Source organism: Bacteroides intestinalis, from assembly GCF_003464595.1.
Lineage (GTDB): Bacteria > Bacteroidota > Bacteroidia > Bacteroidales > Bacteroidaceae > Bacteroides > Bacteroides intestinalis_A.
Map to the genome: position 1 here is coordinate 249,122 of NZ_QRZF01000005.1, position 23,713 is coordinate 272,834.

General features: G+C 45.0%; 14 protein-coding genes. 1 reads left to right on the top strand and 13 read right to left on the bottom strand.

All coding sequences use genetic code 11. The features are described from left to right. Position 1 precedes the first annotated feature (1 nt). The 10 genes from DWW10_RS09395 to DWW10_RS09440 all read right to left on the bottom strand — a co-directional run bounded on the left by DWW10_RS09395 (position 2) and on the right by DWW10_RS09440 (position 19,593). Positions 2-2,521 carry an alpha-L-arabinofuranosidase C-terminal domain-containing protein gene (locus DWW10_RS09395; RefSeq protein ID WP_022393071.1) on the bottom strand — a complete coding sequence of 840 codons (2,520 nt, stop codon included), beginning with the start codon at positions 2,519-2,521 and terminating at the stop codon, positions 2-4. 239 nt (positions 2,522-2,760) lie between these two features. Beyond that, positions 2,761-4,104, bottom strand: a complete 1,344-nt coding sequence (locus DWW10_RS09400; protein ID WP_022393072.1) for a BT_3987 domain-containing protein — start codon at positions 4,102-4,104, stop codon at positions 2,761-2,763. A 25-nt stretch (positions 4,105-4,129) separates the two neighbouring features. After that, positions 4,130-6,148, bottom strand: a complete 2,019-nt coding sequence (locus DWW10_RS09405) for a RagB/SusD family nutrient uptake outer membrane protein (protein ID WP_022393073.1) — start codon at positions 6,146-6,148, stop codon at positions 4,130-4,132. Between the two features lie 24 nt (positions 6,149-6,172). Further along, entirely contained in the window at positions 6,173-9,337 is a 3,165-nt protein-coding gene (locus DWW10_RS09410) for a SusC/RagA family TonB-linked outer membrane protein (RefSeq protein ID WP_118420815.1), read from the bottom strand. Positions 9,338-9,549: 212 nt separating this feature from the next. Continuing rightward, complete coding sequence (locus tag DWW10_RS09415) at positions 9,550-11,982, bottom strand: glycoside hydrolase family 2 TIM barrel-domain containing protein (protein ID WP_118420780.1); 2,433 nt, start codon at positions 11,980-11,982, stop codon at positions 9,550-9,552. 265 nt (positions 11,983-12,247) lie between these two features. Further along, complete coding sequence (locus DWW10_RS09420; RefSeq protein WP_118420779.1) at positions 12,248-16,189, bottom strand: hybrid sensor histidine kinase/response regulator transcription factor; 3,942 nt, start codon at positions 16,187-16,189, stop codon at positions 12,248-12,250. A gap of 57 nt (positions 16,190-16,246) precedes the next feature. Beyond that, positions 16,247-17,365, bottom strand: a complete 1,119-nt coding sequence (gene dprA, locus DWW10_RS09425; protein ID WP_022393077.1) for a DNA-processing protein DprA — start codon at positions 17,363-17,365, stop codon at positions 16,247-16,249. A gap of 27 nt (positions 17,366-17,392) precedes the next feature. Then, a complete protein-coding gene (locus tag DWW10_RS09430; RefSeq protein ID WP_118420814.1) occupies positions 17,393-17,806 on the bottom strand; it encodes an acyl-CoA thioesterase in 414 nt (137 codons plus the stop codon). Positions 17,807-17,808: 2 nt separating this feature from the next. After that, positions 17,809-19,098, bottom strand: a complete 1,290-nt coding sequence (locus tag DWW10_RS09435) for a peptidase U32 family protein (RefSeq protein ID WP_118420778.1) — start codon at positions 19,096-19,098, stop codon at positions 17,809-17,811. A gap of 30 nt (positions 19,099-19,128) precedes the next feature. Continuing rightward, positions 19,129-19,593 carry a DUF2059 domain-containing protein gene (locus DWW10_RS09440; protein WP_022393080.1) on the bottom strand — a complete coding sequence of 155 codons (465 nt, stop codon included), beginning with the start codon at positions 19,591-19,593 and terminating at the stop codon, positions 19,129-19,131. A 90-nt stretch (positions 19,594-19,683) separates the two neighbouring features. On the opposite strand from DWW10_RS09440, the gene dusB reads away from it, so the two are divergent. Further along, positions 19,684-20,664, top strand: a complete 981-nt coding sequence (gene dusB / locus DWW10_RS09445; RefSeq protein ID WP_022393081.1) for a tRNA dihydrouridine synthase DusB — start codon at positions 19,684-19,686, stop codon at positions 20,662-20,664. Positions 20,665-20,694: 30 nt separating this feature from the next. On the opposite strand, the gene DWW10_RS09450 is transcribed toward dusB, so the two are convergent. From DWW10_RS09450 to DWW10_RS09460, 3 genes are all read right to left on the bottom strand, one after another. Continuing rightward, positions 20,695-21,660: a phosphatase PAP2 family protein gene (locus tag DWW10_RS09450; RefSeq protein WP_022393082.1), complete on the bottom strand. Its 966-nt coding sequence runs from the start codon at positions 21,658-21,660 to the stop codon at positions 20,695-20,697. Continuing rightward, complete coding sequence (locus tag DWW10_RS09455; protein ID WP_022393083.1) at positions 21,651-22,658, bottom strand: NAD-dependent epimerase/dehydratase family protein; 1,008 nt, start codon at positions 22,656-22,658, stop codon at positions 21,651-21,653. Before DWW10_RS09455 ends, DWW10_RS09450 begins: the two co-directional genes overlap by 10 nt. 102 nt (positions 22,659-22,760) lie before the next feature. Continuing rightward, positions 22,761-23,675: a cation diffusion facilitator family transporter gene (locus DWW10_RS09460; protein ID WP_182021377.1), complete on the bottom strand. Its 915-nt coding sequence runs from the start codon at positions 23,673-23,675 to the stop codon at positions 22,761-22,763. Positions 23,676-23,713 lie beyond the last annotated feature (38 nt).

Genomic DNA, 23,713 nt, shown 5'->3' on the forward strand with positions numbered 1-23,713 from the left:
ATTAGTTCGCTTTCAGACGCAATATGGTATATGAGAACGGTGGGAAACTATAGTCAAAACTTTCTCCGAAACCATTGTACTCACTCTCCTGCGGAGAAATCTTCATGGGTTCTTCAAAGGAATTCTCCTCCATATCGCTGGCTGCCGACAAAGAAATCACCTTGCCAGTTTTCTCTACCTTGCTCACTCCTTCCAGTTTTATTCTTAACGGATAAGCTTCAGCCTCAGCATTCACTACCTTCACAATCAACTCACCGGTTGCTTCATCATAGCCCGAAGAGAAGAACTGAAGCGGCGTTGTTTCCGGTGAATAAGATACGATCAGCTTACCATCCATATAGAGTTCACTCTTCAGCGGAGTAACCACCATTTTTACATCATACCACTGGTCATTTTCAAGAGATTGCGCCACCCTGTCGCTAACCACACCGGCCGTGCGACCTTCTGCAACTCCTTCGATAGCCGTAGTCTGATTGTTCCATCCGGCAACGTTGTACACAAAACCTTTCTTATTATCTTCCGACAAGCCGAAATAGATAAAGAACCCTTCGTGACCACCCGTCTTGCGGACTTTACACTCAAGCGTAAACTCATTGCCGCTGAAACCATCTACGATATACTTCGTAGGTGTTTCCAGAGAAGTCTGGCTTAACAAACCGTCTTTCAAATTCCATGTACCCTTCTGCTCAGCAGATTTAGCAAGATCGAAAGGAACGGCTGTTCCGTCTGCACGAGTCACTTTTACGTCACTAAACTCTACCTGGGTATTCCATGACCCAAAGCCGAAGCGTCCTGCATTATATTCCATCTGCTGGGGAGCGCTCATAGTCAGATTGCTCTTTACATTATAGGTCGGACGATTCTCTGCAGCCATCTTCTGCACATAGTAAGAACTGCGCCCTAACACCTGATCCGTATCCAGCCAGATGAGGTTGACAGCCCATGAACGGTCGTTCCGGTTTTCCAATAACGGAGCATAGGAAGTCATTTTCACCAGATCACCATTACGCTCCATGCCGGAGATGAAAGCTGCTTCCGAAAGGGCTGCACGCAGGTTGCCTCCGCCCACATTGGCATTGCAAGCATATTCGCCTACATACACATCGTATTTTCCACGCGGATGGTTATCAAAAATCTTTGTATTCTGGAAGAAGAATTCGGGATTGACGTACCAGTGCGGATCAATCATATCTGTCTTGGCAATCTTGCCTGTTCCGCCCAGGCCATGATTGGAAATCAAAGTCAGTTCGGGATATTTCTCTTTGATAGCGGTATAGAAGATATCGAAGCGCTTGTCGTACTCATCGCCCCAGTTTTCATTGCCAATCTCAACATACTGCAATGGGAAGGGGGCAGGGTGTCCCTGCTCGGCACGCTTAGCACCCCACTCGGTGGTGACGTCGCCAATGGCATATTCTATAGCATCCATACAGTCGTCCAGATAGTAAGCAATCTTATTCTCAGACGAAGCATCTCCCATGCGGTACTGGCAACCCAACCCGACATTGCAGACAAACATCGCCTTTGCACCTATATCCTCACAGAACTGCAACATTTCATAGTATCCGAAACCGTATGAGCAACGATATCCCCATGTGCTGTATTCTCCCGACCGTGCAGCAGGATCACCCAAGGTTTTCTTCCATTCAAAGCGGTTCTCCAATGAGATGCCCTCCACTACGCAACCACCAGGCCAACGTACAAATGCCGGTTGCAGACCTGCCAGCATTTCTGCTACATCATTCCGCAAGCCATTCGGACGATTACGGAAAGTCTTCTCCGGGAAGAGGGATACATAGTCCACGTAGACCGTACCCGGTCCGTCAAATTCCAGAGCCAGTTTTCCTTTCGCATCGGTAGCCGCGGGCCTCATCATCTGGTGAACATCGTTCCACGTACCGCTTCCGCTTATCTCAATAGCGGCAGAAGCCAGTACTTCATCCTTTTCGGACAACAGCAGGGCAGTTATTTTTCCTTTATAGTCGGCAGAAGTGCGGAGAATGGCACGCAGCAGATAAGAATCTTCCTTTACCAGATTCATGCCCCAGTATCCTCCGTTAATCAGTCGGACAGGAGTCGAGGCATCTTTGATGGTTACTTTCAGATTATTGGGTGCTGTCGGATATTTGGGATTTTCTTTCGTCAGTTTCATCTCTGCATGAGCAGTTTCCTGAGTATTCAGGTTCCATCCCGGCACAGGCTCGGTAGTCCAGCGGAAACTTCCTTCCCGTACCTCACCTGACATGTGGTTGCAGACTTTCTTCGGATGCAGTACATCTCCTTCGGCATAATAGCCTTCGGGCATTTCCAGTTCTTCGAAGCTACGGTTCTTCACCAGCTCGGCATATAAGCCACCATCTCCTGCATGATTAATTTCTTCGAAAAAGATTCCGTACATGGATGGAGCTACTTCGGCTCCTTTCTCTTGTAGATTGATTACAAGTTCTTCTTTCGGTGCAATGCTATTGCAGGCGCTCAATAGTAAAGCGGCCGCGGCAAAGCATAAAAAAAACTTTTTCATAAGCCTGTTTTATTAATCGGTATTAGATATATAATGTTTGTTCACAAAGATAAGCCATGTCTTTCTATCAGAATAGTCACAATCTTGCCAAAAAAAGCAATTTTTAGGCCAAAACGGAGAAACATTCCTGATTTAGAGGTAAAAATCACACTCTTTTCATGGCTATTTATAAATTGGGTTGACTTTCATTATCTAAAAGCCAACCCTATTCAAATAGTCTAACTGTTATTGTTTATCTCTTATTCCAGCCCGTAAGCATATACTTCAGCGAAAGAGCAGTAAGGAGCTCTGTAACTGTCCGTCATCTTTATCTTGAAGTAACGGCCTTTCACCGGAGTAACGGCAAACATCTGAGCTTCCAGAACCTGTTTCATAGTGAAGTCGCCTACCTTCGTCCAGTTCTCCTTATCAGAACTTACATAGAATTCACCGGATTTCGTATCCCGGTTTGTATCATGCTGTCTCTGCATCATAGCAAACTGGGTGAAAGTATATTCTCTTTTAGCATCGACAATAAATTCAAACGGCAGGTTATCGCTGCCACCATTCCATTTTGAATGCCAGAATGTAGTCAGATTACCATCCAGAGCACAACCGGCTACACCGTTTCCGGCTCCTTCACCTGACACTTCCTCCGAATTAGCCTCTGCCGTCCAGCCTGTACGGTCCAGATTGTGCCCCATGACCCGGATAGCCAAAGGATACACAACCTTCGATTCAGAAACCTCAAACTGAGAAACATCCATTACCTTAACAGGCAACATATAATCGCCCGGTGCCAACTGGTCTCCCTTAATGCTAACTTCCAGTTCAAGGTTCGTCGTGCCACTGGGAAGAGTCATCGTTTCCGGAACGGTATAAGTTCCTTCGGGCAGAATCTTAAAGCTCGTTCCATTGTCCGCATTGTACTCTATAACGTAGTCTTTATCTACTGCAAACTTACATTCCAAATCCCATTTGTTATCCGTATCAAGGCCAAACTTTATCTTCTCTGTAAATGTAGAGATAGAACCATATTCCAACGTCTTCAGTTCTACAGCTGAATTTATAAAGCCAATAGCAGGTGTAATCACTCCTGCCAGTTTCAGGAACAATTCATTCTTTTCGGCATTGATGGAGTCTGTTTCACTGGTAACCTGTATAGGTAATACCCATACGGCTTCCGGATCAGTCTCCATTGCTGCTTTTACGCTCTGAGGTTTCAAGTAAATGTTTACCAGTTTATACCTGTCAGCAGACGAAAAGTCCAGAGTGGTTGCATCCAGTGAATAACAGTTTTCGCCTATCAACTTATAGTTCGTACCTTCCGGTTCGCTATATTCTTTGTCAAGTTCCGCCTGTGTCAGAACATTAACTTTGACACTGGCAGTCAGGCTGGGATCACTTCCGGACTTGATCACTGAAAGCGTGTACTTATTATCTTCATCCGTATCGTACAGTGTAAGACTCTGCTTACCACTATTGTTCACATACAGTATTTTATGGTACTCTTCCGGTACCAATTGGTCCAAATCATATTTTGATTCGCTGCAGGCACCCAGCAGTACCAGGCCGCCCATCAACAAGATTGTTCTTATTTTCATAAAGCTTTGTTTTTTTAGAGATTGATTAATATCCGGGTGCCTGTACTAACTGAGGATTACTGTAGAGCTCATCCATACCGGTACGTGACCAAACAGGAAGCAGATACAGTCTATCGTCCCACTTGAACGGTTGGTTAATCAGTGTCGGTTTGTTGAAGTTTTCGAAGCTCGGGTTTACGCGCAGACCATCCAGTCCATAGCGAGCGCCGGCTTTCAACATCTGAGGAGCAATCATCCAACGGCGTACATCGTAGTAGCGGTGTCCTTCTTCAAACAGTTCCACAAAGCGTTCATTACGAACCCAATCGGTCAGAGTCATGTCAGCTGTAATATCGCCTTCAGTCAGATCATCAAAACCGGCACGACGGCGAACTTCATTCAAATTGCTGAGAGCTTCGCCTGTATTATCCAGCGCAGCATAGCATTCTGCAAGGTTCAGGTAAAGTTCTGCCATACGGAAAAGCGGGCGACGGATAGCAGTCCACGTCTTTGTACCGTCTGCACCATAATAAGTATTGGGATCAATAAACTTCTTCGTGAGGTAACCAGCTCCTACACAGTTACGGGTATTGCTTGTATTATAACCATTCGTATTAGTATTTTTTAGGTTCAGCCATAACGGTCCACCGTTATTGATCTTCGGACTATACTGACAACCATCGAATGCAATCCATGCATAGAAACGAGCTTCACGTTTGGCATGCATCTTGATGATATCATTCTTCACATCTTCTCCATCCAGATTGTTGGTAGCAAGCGCCGGACTCTGAGTACCTTCATAGAAACGAGTATACCACTGATCCTCAGAATAAAATTCAGGATCTTTCTCCGGCAATTTACCATTCTCGGTATAGAAATGCTGTACAGAGTACAATGTCGGGGCATCACCTGCCCAACCTCCTTCATAAATGCCATTGCTTCTTTTTACAACTTTATTCGGTAAACGCCAGGAAGTAGCTTCACCGCTACCGTTATTCCCATCTATCGAAATGCGTTGCCCCCAAATGATCTCTTTATTATTGTCACCTTCATTGGCAGCAATCAGATACTGGAACATACGAACACGCTCTTTGAACTCCCGATTCTCTTCGGTATCCTCTTCACGTCCCGGAATGAAAGGAAGACTCAGATTATCACGATCAGCTTTCCGGTTGGCAGTTTCGATGTCAAAGAGTTGATAACCTGCCGCTTTAGCAGCCGTCAAAGCTTCTTGACAGGCAGTCAGGGCACGCGTCCATTTCTCCGGATTGTAAGTAGTGCTCACCAGTTCGTTTCCATATCCCGGAGTTTCATAATTCTTATTCTTCCATTCCGGATGAGGGAATGATCCGTTCCACAACGGAGAAGCTGCATACAACAATACACGAGCTTTCAATGCTCTAGCTACGGTAGAAGTGGCACGTCCCAAGTAATTGGTAGGCCGTGTAGCAGGAAGTACGCCGGCAGCCTGATCTAATTTACCTACAATGTAATCCACACAGTAGTCGAAATGCGAACGTCCGGGAATACCCTCATTGGTGATGTTTGGGTCTACTTTTTCTGTAATAAGAGGACAAGGACCAAAAGCTTGCAGAACACGGAAGTGGTAATAAGCCTCCAGAAAATAGCATTCAGCTTTGTATTCTTCCTTATCTTCTTGCGTTACACCAACCGGCTGTAATTCATCAATCAAACTCAGGAAATGGTGCACATAGCCCAACCAGTTATAGCTGGGAACCCAGATAGTCTGGTCATCACCACCCCAACTACTGTAGAATGCCGGAGAAATAGTTCCCCAAGCCACTTGTTGCTGATAATTAGAATACTCGTAAGGAGCAGCAGATTCATCTGCAGACAGTTCAAAAGAATGATATTGGAATGGAGTAGAGCGCGGAACAGCACCATAGCAGGTATATAAAAAGCTTAACGTAGCTTCCTGATCTTTCATAGTATCTTTAAAATCGGCCTGTGCAGGTGGAATAATATCCAGATAGTTACAGGATGCCAGACAACAGGATGTTATTAAAACCTGTGCCATTCGGGTTATTTTATATGTAAGTTTCATACGTCGATAATGTATTAGATTGTTTTAGAATGTAAATTGAACACCCAGATTGAAAGTGCGTGAGAACGGATAAACGTTCCATGCCAGTTCCGGATCCCACAACTTGAAGGGACTGAATACAGCCAGATTATCTCCACTCAGATAGATGCGGCAATAGGGCAGACGGTAACCAATCTCCAATGTTTTAAAGCGGAGGAAGTTTCCGTTACGCAGCCAGTAAGTACTGGACTGGATATTGTTGTTGATATCAGTCTTGCTGATACCCAGACGTGGATATGCTGCATTCGGGTTCGGATTATCCACTGACCAGTGGTCATTTGCAATCCAGTCCATCAGGTTTCTTTCCAGAGTTTCTCCTTCTTCACCGTCACCACCACCTGAAAGGAATGGTGCCATACCGCTATTGAGCATTATCTTACGTTTGGCCGATCCGCTGAAGAATACACCTAAATCGAAGTTCTTATAGACAACGTTCAATCCGAAACCATACTGGATACGAGGTTTCCAATCGTAGGAAGAAATCATCACCTGGTCCTCAGTAGTGATTTTACCATCACCATTTATATCACGGTATTTGATATCACCCGGCATGATATTTGCTCCCAATTGAGATTGGTCGGGTGAATTGGCTATTTCTTCTTCGCTGGAGAACAGACCTTCGGCTATATATCCTTTATACGTATTCAACGGTTTACCGGTATCGGTTTGCCAAACGTATGGATAGTTGGGTTCATCTACATATTTATGTTCGTTCTGGTTATAAGTGAAGTTACCACGGAAATCTACCATCAAGTCTTTCCCGAATTGCTTCGTCCAGTTCACACTCAATTCAAAACCCTGGTTCACCACTTCTCCGATGTTACTCCAGGGTTTTGAACCCCAGTATCCCAACATAACAGGCCAGGAAGCGCGAGCCATCAAAATACGGTTGCGTACATCATGGAAATAATCGAATGTAATATTTACCTGATTGAACAATGACAAGTCGACACCAATATCGAATTTCTTCACATGTTCCCATCCGGCATTCTGTACAGCCAGTACCCAGAAGGCAGGACCTTGCTTGGCGGTTTCACTCGTTGGAAGTCCGGTCCAGTAATTATCAGCTTTACCAATACCTATATTATTCTGATAAAGGAAGTGTGGAGCACCACTGGCAAAAGCATCACTACCTACCAAACCATAGGAGCTTCTGATTTTGAAGTGATTAACATATTTACTTATGGGTTCCCAGAACTTTTCAGAACTTACCACCCAACCTGCTGATACAGCCGGGAAGAATTCAAAACGCTGACCGGAAGCCAAACGTTCAGAACCATTGTAACCGAAGTTGAATTCAAGCAAGTATTTATTGGCATAATCATAAGTTACACGTCCTGAATAACCTTGATTACGGTTTGGTAAAACATCATTCCTGTATTCACGCATCATGTACATAGCCATGGCTGACAAATTATGATCACCAAAACTGCGTCTCCAGTCCAAACGAGCATCGAAATAGAAAGTCTGGTCAGTATTACGCCCTATAGCAGATTGACTCAAAAACTGGTCACCAGTCTGTAATAGTTGCAGGTCATAGTCATTTGTTTCGGGATTCCATGAGCCATCTTTCACCTTGTACATATAGGATTTGATAGAACGGTTGTAAGAAGATTCCGACCAATTCTTGAAATTTACCAATGCTCTAAAGCTCAAACCTTCAGTTATCACCTTTAAGTCCTGATTCAGTGCGATAGAGGTATTCAACGTATTAAAATTAGTTTCTTTGAAAGAACTCATCATATATTCATACGGGTTTTTACCAACTACACCCGGTTTGATTTCCGCATTACCGAAACGGATAAAACCATCATCACCATCCTGCTGTGGAAAGTAAGCGGGAAAAGATACCGGATTGGTACGCATCACCATGTTGTACAAATCACCGGTCTTGTAGTTAGGGCCTTGTGAATTACCAATCTGAGCCATCATACGCATATCGATGGTAGTAGTGTTGGTTAACTTATAAGAGATATTGTTTTGGAAATTATAGTTCCAGTTGTTAATGTTAGGATTATAATAATAATCCGGTGCATCAAGTAAACCAGTATCATGATTAGCCTGCAAACTCATATAGTAAGTCACACGAGAGCCGCCACCCTGTACATTCACATTGGCACGTTGGTTGAAGTTGCCGGAGCGGAATATCTGATCAAACCAGTCCACATCGGGATATACATACGGATCAACACCCAGTTCTGTATTTCGTATCTGCTCTTCACTGAATTTAGGAGATGTAATCGGAGTCAGGCTTCTGGCCTGTGCCGCTTCATTGTAAGTTCTCATGTACGTAGCACCATCCGCAAACTTCGCAACTTTCGTCGGTTTGAAATAAGAAGCTTCCAAAGATACATTGACAGTCGCTTTCGTATTCTCCTGGCCTTTCTTTGTAGTTACCAGCATTACCCCGTTTGCACCACGGTTACCGTAAATAGCGGTTGCCGAGGCATCTTTTAGTAAAGAAAAGCTTTCGATAGACTCCGCGGGAATGCGGTTCAGGTCGGCAGAAGAAATCTCGATGCCATCCAACAATATCAGCGGAGAAGCGGAACTACCGAATGTATTGATACCACGGATATAGAATTCGGAAGTAGAACCCGGCTCACCACTATTCACCATAGATACCACACCCGCCAGTTTACCGGCAAGTGAACTGGTAAGAGAAGAAGAAGGTGCTCTCAAAGAAGCTCCTTTCACTGTAGCAATAGCACCTGTCACGGATACCTTTTTCTGTGTACCCTGACCTACAATCACTACCTCATCCAGTACCTCATTGTCCGATGCAAGTTTCACATTCATCACACCCAAATCACCTACCATCAGCGTCTGTGGTTTGTAACCGATATAAGAAAACACTAATTCTGTCTTGCTGGTTACAGCAACCTGAAATTTACCATCGATATCGGTGATGGTACCTCCCTCTTCGCCTTTTATTTTCACATTTACACCAATCAAAGTCTCTCCGGTGGAAGCATCAACTACGGTTCCCATCAAAGTACGCTTCTGAGGTGTATTACTTTGAGTGATTATTTGCACTGAGGAATTATCCGATTCTGCCATGGCAGCGGATGGATAACTGCAAATAAAACCAGTGCAAACGAGCAAACCGGTGAGGACTCTCCGATTGTTTTTCAATAATACTGACTTCATCATCATTACTAGATTAAAGTTAAAAAATTAAGTTAGATTCTTTTATTCTATTTTTCGATATTTATTTTGTTTAATAGCGGCTGTGTATAATCTTATTTGCGATAAGAAATTGCATAAACCCGGAAAATTAGAGTATATATAGAAACTATATAACTAATTGCCTATGCAGGTTTATGCCAATTCTCTCGCAAAATAAGTTTACTGTTGGATTTTTAGAAAGTTTCTATCAGGAGTGAAGCCTCTTTCAGTCCCTTTGCAGAGACTTTCACATGTATTTCACCCGTCTCTTCATTGGGTTGCACAATAGCAATGGCTCTTCCCCGGAAAGTATTGGGCGTGAGCGAGCGGAAACTTTTCATATCATCATAAGCTGCATTTCCACCTGCAATGACGGTTCCTTTACCCATACATTCAATCTTGACAGGCAATGAAGTATCGGGAACTACATTTCCGTCTTTGTCTACCAACTCTATCTTGACATAAGAAAGGTCGTTCTTACAGGCTCTGATCTTATTCCGGTCGGCAGTCAGACGAATAGCGACAGGCTCTCCGGCAGTGGTTAACACAAACTCTTCCTTACCCTTTGAATTTACAGCTTTCAAAGTTCCCGGTTCATAAGGCACTTCAAAAGTGGCGGTATAGTCCTCTTTACCTGTCTCTTTCTCTCCAATGAGTGTATCGTTCAGGTAAAGCTTCACTTTCGGGGAGCGACTGTATACATTCACTTTCATCGTTTGCCCCTCACAGCCTTTCCAATTCCAACTTACCAGTTCGTTAGGCCAGCCCCATCCGTTTACCACTTCTTTTTTGCCTTCGGGAACAGGGGCATGAACTGCCATAGTAATAGGACGTTCGCGCCACAGTACATCACGATAATAAGATTGAGGCTTCTTGTCACCGCAAAGGTCAATATCACCACACCAACCATTATACCAGGGCCAGCCCATGAATTGTGTGTCATGCTCACCTTCTCCCAAATACGAGGCATGTGCCAATCCGGCCTCACCCAGGTAATCGATGGCAGTCCACACGAAATCACCTATTACATAGGGATGTTTCTCCACCAGATTCCAGTTCTGAGCGGCTTCTTTCGGATAAGACTCACTACCATAGATAACACGATCGGGGTAGGCAGCGTGATCGCTCTCATACTTCCGCCAGATATAGTTATAGCCGGCCACATCGAGATTTTTGAAGACCCGGTAAGAATCCTTATCCCAATTGTATTGACGTCTGTCCCAGAAATCATTGGAGCCGATGGTAGTGAAGCGAGAAGTATCATACTTACGGACAGTATTCACCAGTCTTTTAGAAATCAAGTCTCCCTCAGGTTCATCAGCACGCTGTTCCACCTCATTTCCGATGCTCCACATAATGATGGAAGGATGGTTCCGGTCACGACGAACGGAAGCTGCTAAATCATAATCGCTCCATTCATCGAAAAACTGGTGATAGTCCTGTTCACGTTTCGGTTTCTGCCATTGATCGAAGGTCTCGTGAATTACCAGCATACCCAATCTGTCGCAGGCATCGAGGAAATGCTCGGACACCTGATTGTGTGAGCATCTGATAGCATTGTAACCGTTGGCTTTCATAAGTTCCACTTTCCGTTCTTCGGCGCGGTCAATGGTGGCAGCTCCCAGGAGCCCGTTATCATGGTGCACACAGCCACCTTTCAACTTCAAGGATTTGCCATTCAACAGAAAGCCTTTCTCTGCTGAGAAAGAGAGGGTACGGATACCGAAAGGAACAGAAATCTTATCATATTCCTTTCCGTTTGAAGAGAGAGATACTTCCGCAGTGTAAAGTACAGGAGTATCTACTGACCATAATTCGGGCTTTTTAATGGAGAAAGATGTTGCCACCGGAGTTTCCTTGGAAAGCTCTACGTCCTGAGAAGTTGAAAACACTTCATTTCCGGCGGGCGAATATATTTTAATACCTATTTTACCTGATTTATTTTGCAGGCCCTCATTATGTATAATCGTAGAGAATTTAATTACAGCATCCTTTTTCCGGAGTTCGGAAGCATCGACAAAAGTATCCCATTTATCCACATAAAGTTTATCTGTCTTTATCAGCCATACATGGCGGAAGATACCTGAACCGGCATACCAGCGGCTGTTGCGTCCGGCATTTACCGCTTTCACAGCAATTGTGTTCGGAGTGCCGGGAGCATTCAGGTAAGGAGTAATGTCTACTTTATAAGAAGTATATCCATAAACATTGAAGTTGGCTTTCTTACCGTTTACCCATAATTCGGACTGATTATATACCCCTTCAAAATAGAGCACAATACGTTTGCCGGCATCAGCAGCAGAAAGAGTTAATTCCTTTCTATACCAGCCTTCGCCACCCACAGTCTGCCCCGTATCGATATCTCCTTCACTCATACGTGAAAAAGGACCGGCAGTAATACCTTCTTTTTGAAAAGGCAGAGGTTCTACACTCCAATCATGAGGAAGATCGAGAACTCTCCAACGACTGTCATTATATTCCGGCTGTTCGGCATTGGCCACAATACCTAAATGGAATTTCCAATCTTTATTGAAAAGAGTTTTTCTGTCGGAAGCGTGAAGAAAAGCGTCCGGCAGTAATGTGAATAGCATCACACAAGAAAGAAGTAATTTGCTTGCTGTTCTCATAATATGAATCTGATCTAAGTTTAATTATCCGGCAGCAAAGCAAGTCACATTTCATAAGAGTGCAGGTGTAAAAACAGGTTATCAAGGGTATAAAATCCTTTCATGAAACGTTTGAATACCCTGATGAAAGGATTGTATACCCTACATACAGCGCATATAGATCCAACATGCAGGATATATAGATCCAACACGTCCGGTATATATATCCTGCACATCCGATATATATGCCGGACACGTAGGATATATATGCGCTGCAAACAGTAAATTAAGGAGTGTTTTTCTGCAGATACTCACTCGGTGTAATGCCGAACTCCTCTTTGAAACACTTCGTGAAGTATTTGGGAGTAGTGAAGCCCACGGCATAGGCCACTTCAGATATATTCTGTGTCCGGGCAAGCAACATCATGCAGGCACGCTTCATCTTCACATTCCGCACAAAATCCAGAGGAGTCAGGCCCGTTATGGACTTTATCTTACGGTAAAGGGTAGATTTGGACATTCCCATCTCCGTAGAAAGTTGTTCCAGATCGAACTCAGATTCTTCCAGATGCTGCTCGATGCTGTCCATAATGGACTGCAGGAACTGTTTATCGGCCGATGGGTACGTCAAGCCTTCCAAGTTGATATTTTCCTCCTTGCGGAACGCCGCCTGACGCATCCGCGAGGATCGTATCAGATTATCCACCCGGGCAAAGAGTATTCTCAATTCGAACGGTTTAGCGATATATCCGTCGGCACCCGCTTCATAGCTGGCAATACGGTCGTCAATGCCATTCTTAGCAGTAAGTATAATAACAGGTATGTGATTAAAACGCACATCGCCCTTTATACGGGTGCAGAGTTCCCAGCCATTGACATCAGGCAACATGACGTCACAGATTATCACATCCACCTCATTGCCCGTTAACTTGTCCCAAGCCTGCTGTCCGTCTGCGGCTGTAAATACCACATACCGTTCCCTGAACATCTCTTTCATGATGGACAACAACTCCGTATTGTCATCAATCAGCAAAAGGGCGGGTTTATCCGCATCGTCAGCCGATGCATCATCTTCCACCATAGCCATCTCATCCGCTCCTGTCTGTAGAACCATTGTTTCATCAACCAGTTCATCCGGGGAGTAACTCTCTTTATCAACCGGAAGCTTTACCGTGAAACAGGAACCTTGTCCCAAAACACTTTCCACAGTGATATTGCCATGATGCAGGTTCACCAGATCCTTTGTCAGAGAAAGACCTATTCCATTCGATTCGATTCCCCGGTTTCTGCTATGGTAAAAGCGGGTGAAAATCTGTTCCAGCTCTTTTCCGGAAATTCCGATACCCTCATCTTTTACTTTCAGCACCAATATCTTATGTTCCGCTTCTTCGACTATCTGCATATCGACAATGATACGTTTGTTCTCCGGTGTATATTTGATGGCGTTGGACAATAGATTATGCAATATCTTATCCAACTTATCAAAATCCACGTAGCCATACAGTTCTTCCATGTCCATGCGGGTTTCCAAGGCTATATGATTCTTCTCCGCAAGCGGCAAGAAGTTCACCTGGCAGATATTCAGAACAAATTCGCGGATATCACCCTCCGAAACATTGAGTTTGAGTTTTCCCACATCCATCTTACGGAAGTCGAGTACTTGTTGTATCAATCGCTTCAGTTTGTCCACATTGGCTTTCAGCATGGCAGACTGTTGCTGCACGGCAGGTGCTTTCTGGTCCAGATAATCCGATATGCAGGATATGACAGTCAGCGGTGTCAGCAACTCATGAGAAACATTGGTGAAGTAAGTCAGCTTTGTCCGCGTCAGTTCTTCCTGCAACCTGACTTCACTCTTCAACTTGATACGGCGCATATAAAGCCGGATCACAGTATAAAAGCAGAGCCCGATCAGAATAACGTAAATAAGATAGGCAAACCAGGTCTCATAAAATGCAGGTTCTTTTACGATGGTTAGCAGCACTTCCGCTTCAGTCCATTTGCCCCGCTCGTATTCCAGCTTCAGACGTAATTTATAAGTTCCTTTCGGCAAGTGGTTGTAGAAAGCGGAAGCCCGGCCCGGATCCGCATAAATCCAGCCATGATCCACCCCATCCAACTGATAGGCTATGCGATGATGCGCATTCAGTGCGTACACCAGTGGGGAGAAGAAGATCTCGATATTGCGGTCGTTCGGGTTCAGGAATATCTTACGTATCGTATTCGCCTCCGAACCGGATTCTCCACCGAAGAAGATGCTCCTGTCCTCTACCTTGACATCAGTGATGTGCAAAGTGGGACGAACCTTATTCGCCGGACCTGCCCCCTCGGGCCGGATATGTATGAAGCCGCGGTGGCCACCTACGTAAAGTCCGCCCCATCCGTCCAGGCTGATGGCTTTATACCTGAAAACATCCACCATGATATTTTCATCAGCAGTAGAGTAATTCTGATAGGCTTGCGAATCGATGTTATATTGCAGGACTTTCTTGTTGGTGATAATCCATACACTGTTCTTATCCGATAGTAATCCCAATATGGTACAATCATCTATTTCATCGTCCAGCGGCACGTTTTCAAAAACATTCATGGTTTCATCGGATCTGAGTACTCTCCCTAAAGTAGTATTGAACCATAACCGCCCTTTCCGATCCATGCAAACGCTATTCACTCCTTCTCCCTCGAGAAGCGCCGAAACGGTACCTTTCAATTCGCAGGAGATGCGCCCGCCGACACAATTCAATTGGTAAATCTTGTTTTCATTAGACACTCCCAGCACTTCACCTTTCACATCACTGATTAAGAACTGCATCACCGGAACGTCTCCACCCGAAGCAATCAATGCATCCTCGTCAGGACGTTTCACATGCATATCCGTCCAACCGGCTATCCACAAGTTACCATCTTTATCCTCAACCAGCCCTGTGACCCCACCAATATGAATGTCCTCTTCTATCTGCACCTTCATATCACGCTGCGTCAGCCTCATCACATGCGGGGCCTGACTCAGATTCACCCAGACTCCGGGTTTATGAAGAGACCTGATGATGACATTGACTTCACCCACACCACTGCCGGCAAACTTATCCTGTGAAAAATCGTACATACACAGTTCGTACCGGTCCTGCCTGAACCACATGGTGCTGTCACTTCCCTGGCAGAGGTTCAAGATATTGGCATCCCAACCCATCTCTTCCTTCAACTGCGGCAGAAGATAATTGTCAATGTTCGAATTATCAAAGAAAATAGTGTATGCCATATCGTAGGAAGGCAACCATAGATTCCCCTCCCGGTCTTTACAGATCCGGGTATACATCATGTGCGTATCGATCAGATGGTCTATATCCACCTTTTTCAATGTTCCTTCATCCGTGTATTCAAATGCATGAAGTCCGGCATACGAAAGCATCCAAAGATAACCGAACGTATTGTCCTGCTCTATACTGAAAAGAATGGATTCCACTCCGCTTTCCTTAGAATTGGGGGTGGCAATGTTATGCTTCTTATAATGCCCTCCTTTTTGTGCATGTGGGAAGAACTGCCACAAACCCTCCCCCCAGGTTCCTATCCAGTAATTACCCGCCTTATCCTGGAACATGATGTATGCCGTATGCCCATTTCCAAGTGGCGGATAACGGAAAAAAGAATCCGTTTCGGGCTCATACCTGAATATACCTCGCGAACCTACTGCCCATAGCTGCTTGCTCTGGTCCATATAAATATTACTAATGGCATATCCCTCCTGAGGCTGACCGAGTTCGTACTCTTTTATGACGTGTGCAGTGGAGTCGCACCTGTACACTTTCCCACCGGCACTTATCCAGACATTTTCAGTATTGTCAACCGTTATGGCATCGACAGCTTTATTCAGAAGTCGCGGATCAGAGAAAGGAGTAATCCGGCAAGTCTGTTTATCATACAAGTTTAAGCCTTTCCATGTACCAATCCATACATACAAGCTATTGTCATTAATGGAAGCAACAGCATTATCTGTCAGAAGATTCTGTTTTTTATAATCCGTACGGAATGTGTTTAATTGATAGCCGTCATAACGAGCCAGTCCGTTAGTAGTACCTAACCAGAAATAACCCTCTCTATCTTGATGGATACTGAAAATTTCATTGGAAGAGAGTTGATTAAAAAAAGGAAACTGTCTGGAGAACATATGCTGCGCACTTACGGACAGCTCTCCCAGAAATAGAAATATGCAAAGGAACAGGTATCTCATAGCATTATGACTGGTTGTGGGAGCAAAGATAGAAAAAAATATCGTTCTCCGGGCGGGTCACATTAATAAATGATATACTCCTCCCACCAGTGCACGCACCACACCTTTCATCTCTAATTCAAAAAGCAAACCAGTCATACGGTTCACGGGAATATCGGCTTCTACTACCAATGCATTGACATGCAGATCTCCTTGGCGGGTAAGAATGCCGACAATACGCTCCTCTTCCCCACTCAATTCAGGGAAAAGATCACGTTGGATACCTTCCGGCTTAGCCGATTCTCCGGCAGACTTCCAACCCATAGCTTGCATAAAATCTTCGGCAGACTGGATGAGAGCGGCTTTATTATCACGTATCAGTAGATTGCACCCTCTCGAAGAAGCATCAGAAATGCGTCCCGGGACAGCAAAACAATCACGGTGATAGCCTACGGCAAGGTCCGCCGTAATAAGAGAACCGCCTTTATCGGCTGATTCTACCACAATGGTAGCATCGCTCATACCTGCTACAATACGATTACGACTTACGAAATTGTGGCGGTCGGGATTGGTCTCTGTTAGAAACTCGGTAAGCAGGCCACCATTCTCTAACATATCAATAGCTGTTTTACGATGGACATAAGGATATATACGGTCCAGTCCATGAGCCAGAACCGCCACTGTGGAAAGATGGTTAGCCAGTGCTGCACGATGGGAATGAATATCAATGCCATAAGCCAGACCACTCACAACCAGGACATCGGGACAGGAAGCAGACAAATCACGAAGAAAGTCTGCACAAAACTGTTTGCCATATTCCGTAGCATTGCGGGTGCCTACCATATCAATAACGCGAAGACGGTTGAAATCAGTATTACCCTTGAAGAATAGAACTACCGGAGCATCTTCACACTCACGCAAGCGAGAAGGATAAGATTCGTCTTTTAACGTAAGGCAGGTCAGGCGATTCTTCTCCACAAATTCCATCTCATGTTCGGCACGTAGAAAAGCTGCGGGGTTATCAAGTGCAGCAGCCACAGCGGGACTTACACCGGGAAGGAGCTCGGGCAATTCTTTACGCTGACGGAAGACTTCGGCAGCACTACCCATACCGTCTATTAAACGCTTTGCCCCGATATGTCCTATACCGGGGCAAAGTGTAAGTGCTATACTGCAAATACGTTCATCGTTGTTCATGTAAGTGAGTGATTAGTGGGAGAGTGCTTAGTGATTAGCGGTAAGATAGGGTTCAAAGATTTTATCAAACAGTTCACTGTCGCTCAAACGTCCGTTCACCACACAAACCGTTTCAACCACCGCTTTAATCGCTATTTTATCATCACTTTTCCGGAAGATATCCTGATAGAAAACATACTTGATACTTTCCTTTTTCATGTAAAGTTTGGAAATGAACTCATCGCCACTCTTTAGTGGAGTTTTAAATGCCATATTGATGCGTGCCACTACCGGGTCTACTCCCTGTTCATGCAACTTGGCGAAACTTACACCTGTTGACAACAGAAATTCATGGCGCGTATGCTCCAGATAATGCTGGTAATTCGCATTATTCACAATACCTTGCAGGTCACATTCGTAATCCCGCACCTTCATTTCCAACTCATAGATATATTTTTCCATAATCATCCGCGAGTTTTTTCAATATCCAGTCCTTTGAATTTCTTTAATTCTTCCGTAGAAACCAACTTGTAAAGTTTGTCACTGGGACGTATTTTGTCCGCTTTCATCGAGAAATGCTGCCCTTTCTTCACCGTTTGCACAGGCTTCAGATCAACACGGGCCTCATCGAGCATAGTAAACACTGCACCTGTAGTGGGACCGGTAATCAGCAACTTATCCCCCACATTCAGCTCCGCAGCTTCTACCAAAAACTCTGCCACACCGATATTAGAGAAGTACCTGACGCCCTTGCCTACATATATTTTCCGTTCCGTAGCTGCAGAACCGTAGTTCTTAGTCCATTCGCCAAGGCGTTGGCCCAAATAGTAACCGTCCCAGAAGCCACGGTTGAATACTGTTTTCAATCGTTCATCCCATGCAGCAATCTTTTCATCGGTAAACGTACCGTCCAGATAAGAACGGATTGCCTCTTTATAGCACTCCACTACCGTACGGACATACTCCGGTCCACGGGCACGCCCTTCTATTTTGAATACCCGCACGCCTGCATCCAGCATCTTATTCATAAAATGGATGGTTTTCAGGTCTTTGGGCGACATGATATACTGATTGTCCACTTCCAGTTCCACATCCGTCTCTTTATCACGTACGGTGTAAGAGCGGCGGCACACTTGCATACAGGCACCACGGTTAGCCGAGTGGTTCATCTCGTGAAGTGAAAGATAACATTTTCCGGACACTGCCATGCAAAGTGCACCGTGGCAAAACATCTCGATACGGATAGGTTTTCCGTTTGGTCCGCAGATATTCTCTTCGCAGATATGACGGTAAATCTCGGCTACCTGTTCCAGATTCAATTCGCGTGCCAACACCACTACGTCAGCAAACTGTGCATAAAAACGCAGTGCTTCCACATTCGAAATATTCAATTGTGTGGAGAGATGCACTTCCTGATCTATCTGCCGTGCATAACTCATCACAGCCACATCCGCAGCAATCACTGCAGAGATACCGGCAGCTTTTGCCGCATCTACAATGGTACGCATCAGCGCCAGGTCTTGGTCGTAAATAATGGTATTGACGGTGAGATAGCTTTTCATCCCGTGTTCATCGCACGTATGCGCTATTTCCTTCAGATCATCGACGGTGAAAGTATTCGCCGAACGGGCACGCATATTCAGGTTCTCAATGCCGAAATAGATGGAATCGGCACCTGCCTGGATAGCCGCTGCGAGTGATTCGCGCGAGCCGACGGGTGCCATGATTTCAAAATCTTTTATAGTAAGGTTCATTTATACTTAAATCAAAAAAATCACTAATTATCATTTGTTTCCCTGTGCATCCAGATCTTTCTGGAGTTCAGTGGCAATCTCCATGCCCAACTGTTGTCCGATCTGCATACCTTCGGTCATCATAGCAGGCGTAGATGCACCCAGCTTCTTTCCGACGGGTGTTTCATAAAAAGCAACGATTTTCTTCAAATCATCCAATGTGAGATACTTCTGATAAACAGGAGCATAAAGTTCCGCCAGTTTACTTCCGAATTTAGTTTCCCACTTCTTCTGGAAACCATCCCAGAAAGCGGTTGAAGCCGAAGGCGACTGTTGTTTCAACATAGCTATCATCTGTGGTACCATAGCCTTTGCAGATGCCATAGAACCGGATAATTCAAGCATTTTTTCCAATGTAGCCTTGTACTCGTCATTTGGAGCCTGTGCAGAAACAGAAGGTGCAGCAGCAAACAGCATGGCTACACACATCACTACTAAAACCAAACCTTTTCTCATAATTCTATATTAGTTAAATAAATGAATGATACAAAGGTAGGCTTTTTTCCGTATTTTTGCAGCGAAATAATCATTTAGTTCAATTCATCCATGAAGATAGGCCACATAGATCTGGGCGAACGCCCCATATTTTTAGCTCCGATGGAGGACGTCACCGACCCCGCATTCCGACTGATGTGCAAGAAGTTTGGCGCCAATATGGTGTACACTGAATTTGTATCGGCAGATGCCCTGATACGTTCCGTCAGTAAGACCGAGCAGAAACTGAATATCAGTGACGAAGAACGCCCCGTAGCCATACAGATATATGGTAAAGACACAGAGACCATGGTGGAGGCCGCACGTATTGTGGAAGAAGCACGACCGGATATTCTTGATATTAACTTTGGCTGTCCCGTAAAGCGTGTAGCAGGTAAGGGTGCAGGTGCAGGTATGTTGCAGAATATTCCCAAGATGCTGGAAATTACCCATGCCGTAGTAGATGCCGTAAAGATACCCGTCACCGTAAAAACCCGTTTGGGCTGGGATGCCAACAATAAAATCATCGTAGATCTTGCCGAGCAATTACAGGATTGCGGTATTGCCGCCCTCACCATTCATGGGCGTACCCGTGCACAAATGTACACCGGTGAAGCGGACTGGACACTTATCGGTGAGGTGAAAAAGAACCCACGGATGCACATTCCCATTATCGGTAACGGAGATGTCACTACCCCTCAAAGGGCAAAAGAATGTTTTGAGCTTTACGGAGTAGACGCAATCATGATAGGTCGCGCCAGCTTCGGCCGTCCGTGGATATTCAAGGAAGTAAGGCATTATCTGGAAACAGGCGAGGAATTGCCTCCGCTGAGTGCGGAGTGGAAATTGAGTGTATTACGTCAGGAAGTAGTAGACAGCGTCAATCTGTTGGATGAACGAAGAGGAATTCTGCATGTACGCCGCCATCTGGCAGCAAGTCCGTTGTTTAAGGGAATACCCAATTTCCGGGATACACGCATCGCTATGCTACGGGCAGAAACGAAAGAAGAGTTGTTTCAGATATTCGATACAATCAGTCCGTTGCTGTCTTAAATATATTCAAAGGGGGATTCTATCACACAGTTACTTAAACATTGGCTGTGCGAACCATCTCTTAAACATCCACGTCACCACCACATACAGGCCGAAAGCTGAGATGAACCCTACAATCGAGTCGATGAGATAATGTGCCTGGATATACACCGTGGCACAGCAAAGCAGTATATAGAATGGAAACAGACATGCAAACAGCCAGCGACTGCCACGCCATGCCATAATCATCAAAATCGTGGAGATACCCACATGTGAACTGGGAAAAGCCGCCGTAGGACGCTCACCAATTTGCTGTGACCCCTCTACCAGGTTGTAGAAGAACCCATGATCGTATCCCGGTCCGGGCAGCAACTCCTGATTATGGTTGAAGTAATCTCCGATGGAAGGGAACACCCCTTGCGCCACATTATCATCTCCGATAGCCGGAAAATAGAATTGCGGGCCTGCCACCGGAACAAAGATATAAACCAGATAATAGATAAAGAACGAAGTGACCAGCACGAACGATAACTTTTCGAAGTACTGAAAACGGTAGATAAAGTACCAGAGCACCACAATCAGAATCATCGGATAGTAGAAGAAATACCCCATATTAAACGGCTCACTCACCCACATCTGCGGAAAACGGAGGCAGAACCATACTGCCGGTTGTCCGTTGAACAGCCACTGTTCGGCCGAAGCAAAAACATGGTCAAGGTTCGGGAATATCCGGTTAAACTCAAATGTATCGGGGTACCAATAAGAGAGCAGGGACATCTGGATGGCAATACGCACAAAAGCAGAAAACTTACAGGGTGCCAGCCGGTAAAGATACATCAACAGGAATGTCATGCCGGCAATCATGGCACGATCAATCAGCATCTGTACAGGATGATCCATTTCCTGGAAAAGAAACAAGATCAAAATAGAAGTCAACAAATTATATATAAGTGTTATCTTCTCGACTGCAAACAACCCTTTCCGGGTTTCTACCTTTTTAAATAAATCTAAAGCCATCCCTCGTTCTTATACCAGGCAATGGTTTCCTTTACACCTTGTTCCAGATTATACTGGGGTGCAAATCCCAACTCTCTTACAGCCGGGGTGATGTCACATTGCCAATTGCGTTGTTTCATTATGTTATACTTATCAGAATTGAGCGTACTTGGTATCTTGTTCCACTTTGCCCAGGATTCAGCGAGCAAAGATACAACTTTCAACACAATTAACGGACATATCACCCGAATTACAAACGGATTACCCAATTCTTTCCGGATCAAGTCGGAAAAAGCACGGCTACGATACACCTGACCGTCTGCCAGAAAATAAGCACGACGACATGCCTGCTTCTCAATGCCAAGGAACACAGCCTGCACAATATCTTTCACATAAATAAATGTCAGATCCTGACGGCGGAAACCGACCGCAAAATCCGTATGTTGCTTGATGGACTTAGCCATCAGGTAATAATCTTTTTCACGCGGGCCATATACTCCCGTGGGACGATAAATAACATAGGGGAATCCGGGAATGCTTTGCAGATAAAGCTCGGCTTTGAGTTTGCTCAATCCGTAAGCGGTGTTGGGCAGGGGCGAATCTTCCTCTGTAATCGGTTGGTAAGTTTTCTCTTGAACAGGACCGAACACGCTCAGCGTACTGATATAAATAAACTGTTTCGGTATCATGTTCAGCTCGCGAAGAGTATCGACGAAATATTTCGTCTGCAAATAATTCACCCGGTCGAATTCCCGTTTATCGGTACACTTGGTTACCCCGGCACAATGGATGATATAATCAAACTTATTATAAGTTCCTTTGTGTCCGGAAAGTTGGGCACGCAGTTCATTGGGATGTGCAAAGTCCAGTTCAAGAATATGTATCTTGCGATTGCGCAAATACTCCCGGCTACTGCTCGAACGGATACCCGCCCACACACCGAACTTCCGCTTCAACGCTTCTTCCACGATGAAACTTCCGATAAATCCACTGGCTCCTGTTATTAATATACTTTCCACCCGTTACTCTTTACGTTAAACAAATGCATGTAGTGATTAGTGTTTAGTGATAAGTGATTAGCACAGGAAACCTGCTAATCACTTATCACTAACCGCTTGTCACTATTTCAACGGTTCGACATGAATACCCACATGTGTACCCCTACCGAACATCTCTTTCAGCTTGTTCTCTATTTCCGTCGCTGTCCGGTGTGCCTCTTCCAAAGGAATCTTACCATCCATACGCACATGTACTTCGATGGCACAATAGCTCCCAATGCGGCGTGTGCGCAAATGATGCGGTGAACTGACACCGGGAAACGACAAAATAGTCTCCTGTATTTTATCCTCTACCTCAGCAGGCAATGATTTCTCCAACAACTCATCCACACAAGGTATAAGCAACCGAATGGAGACTTTCATAATGAAAAAACTCACTACTACTGCCGCTATCGGGTCGAGTACCCGCCAATGGGGGCCCAGCAAAATAGCGCCACCAATACCGATAGCTGTACCGATGGAAGAAAGTGCATCACTCCGGTGATGCCACGCATTGGCAATCACCGCCTGTGAGTTCAATTTCTTCCCCTTGAATACTGTATAGCGATAAAGAACTTCCTTTGAAACAATGGATATCAACGCTGCTGCCAGCGCCAGGATACCCGGCTCCTGCAAAGAATCTCCCTGCAAGAAACGATAAATGGACGATGCACCGCTCCAGAGAATGCCAAATCCCACAAACAGCAACAGAATACCGATAATAGCCGTAGCCAATGTCTCGTACTTTCCGTGCCCGTAATCGTGGCTTTCATCCTCGGGCTTGGCAGATATGCGTACAAACACAATCACTATAATGTCGGTGACAAAGTCCGACAATGAATGAACCGCATCTGCCAGCATAGCAGCACTATGACCGAAAAAAGCTGCAAAGAACTTGAACACAAGCAAGAGGAAGTTTACAATGCTACCCACCACGGTCACTCGGTAAATACCTTTTTCCCGTTCGGTGTTTTGCTTATCCAACGCTTGTTCCATCATCCAGCCGTTTTTATAAATCGTTGCAAATATAGTACATA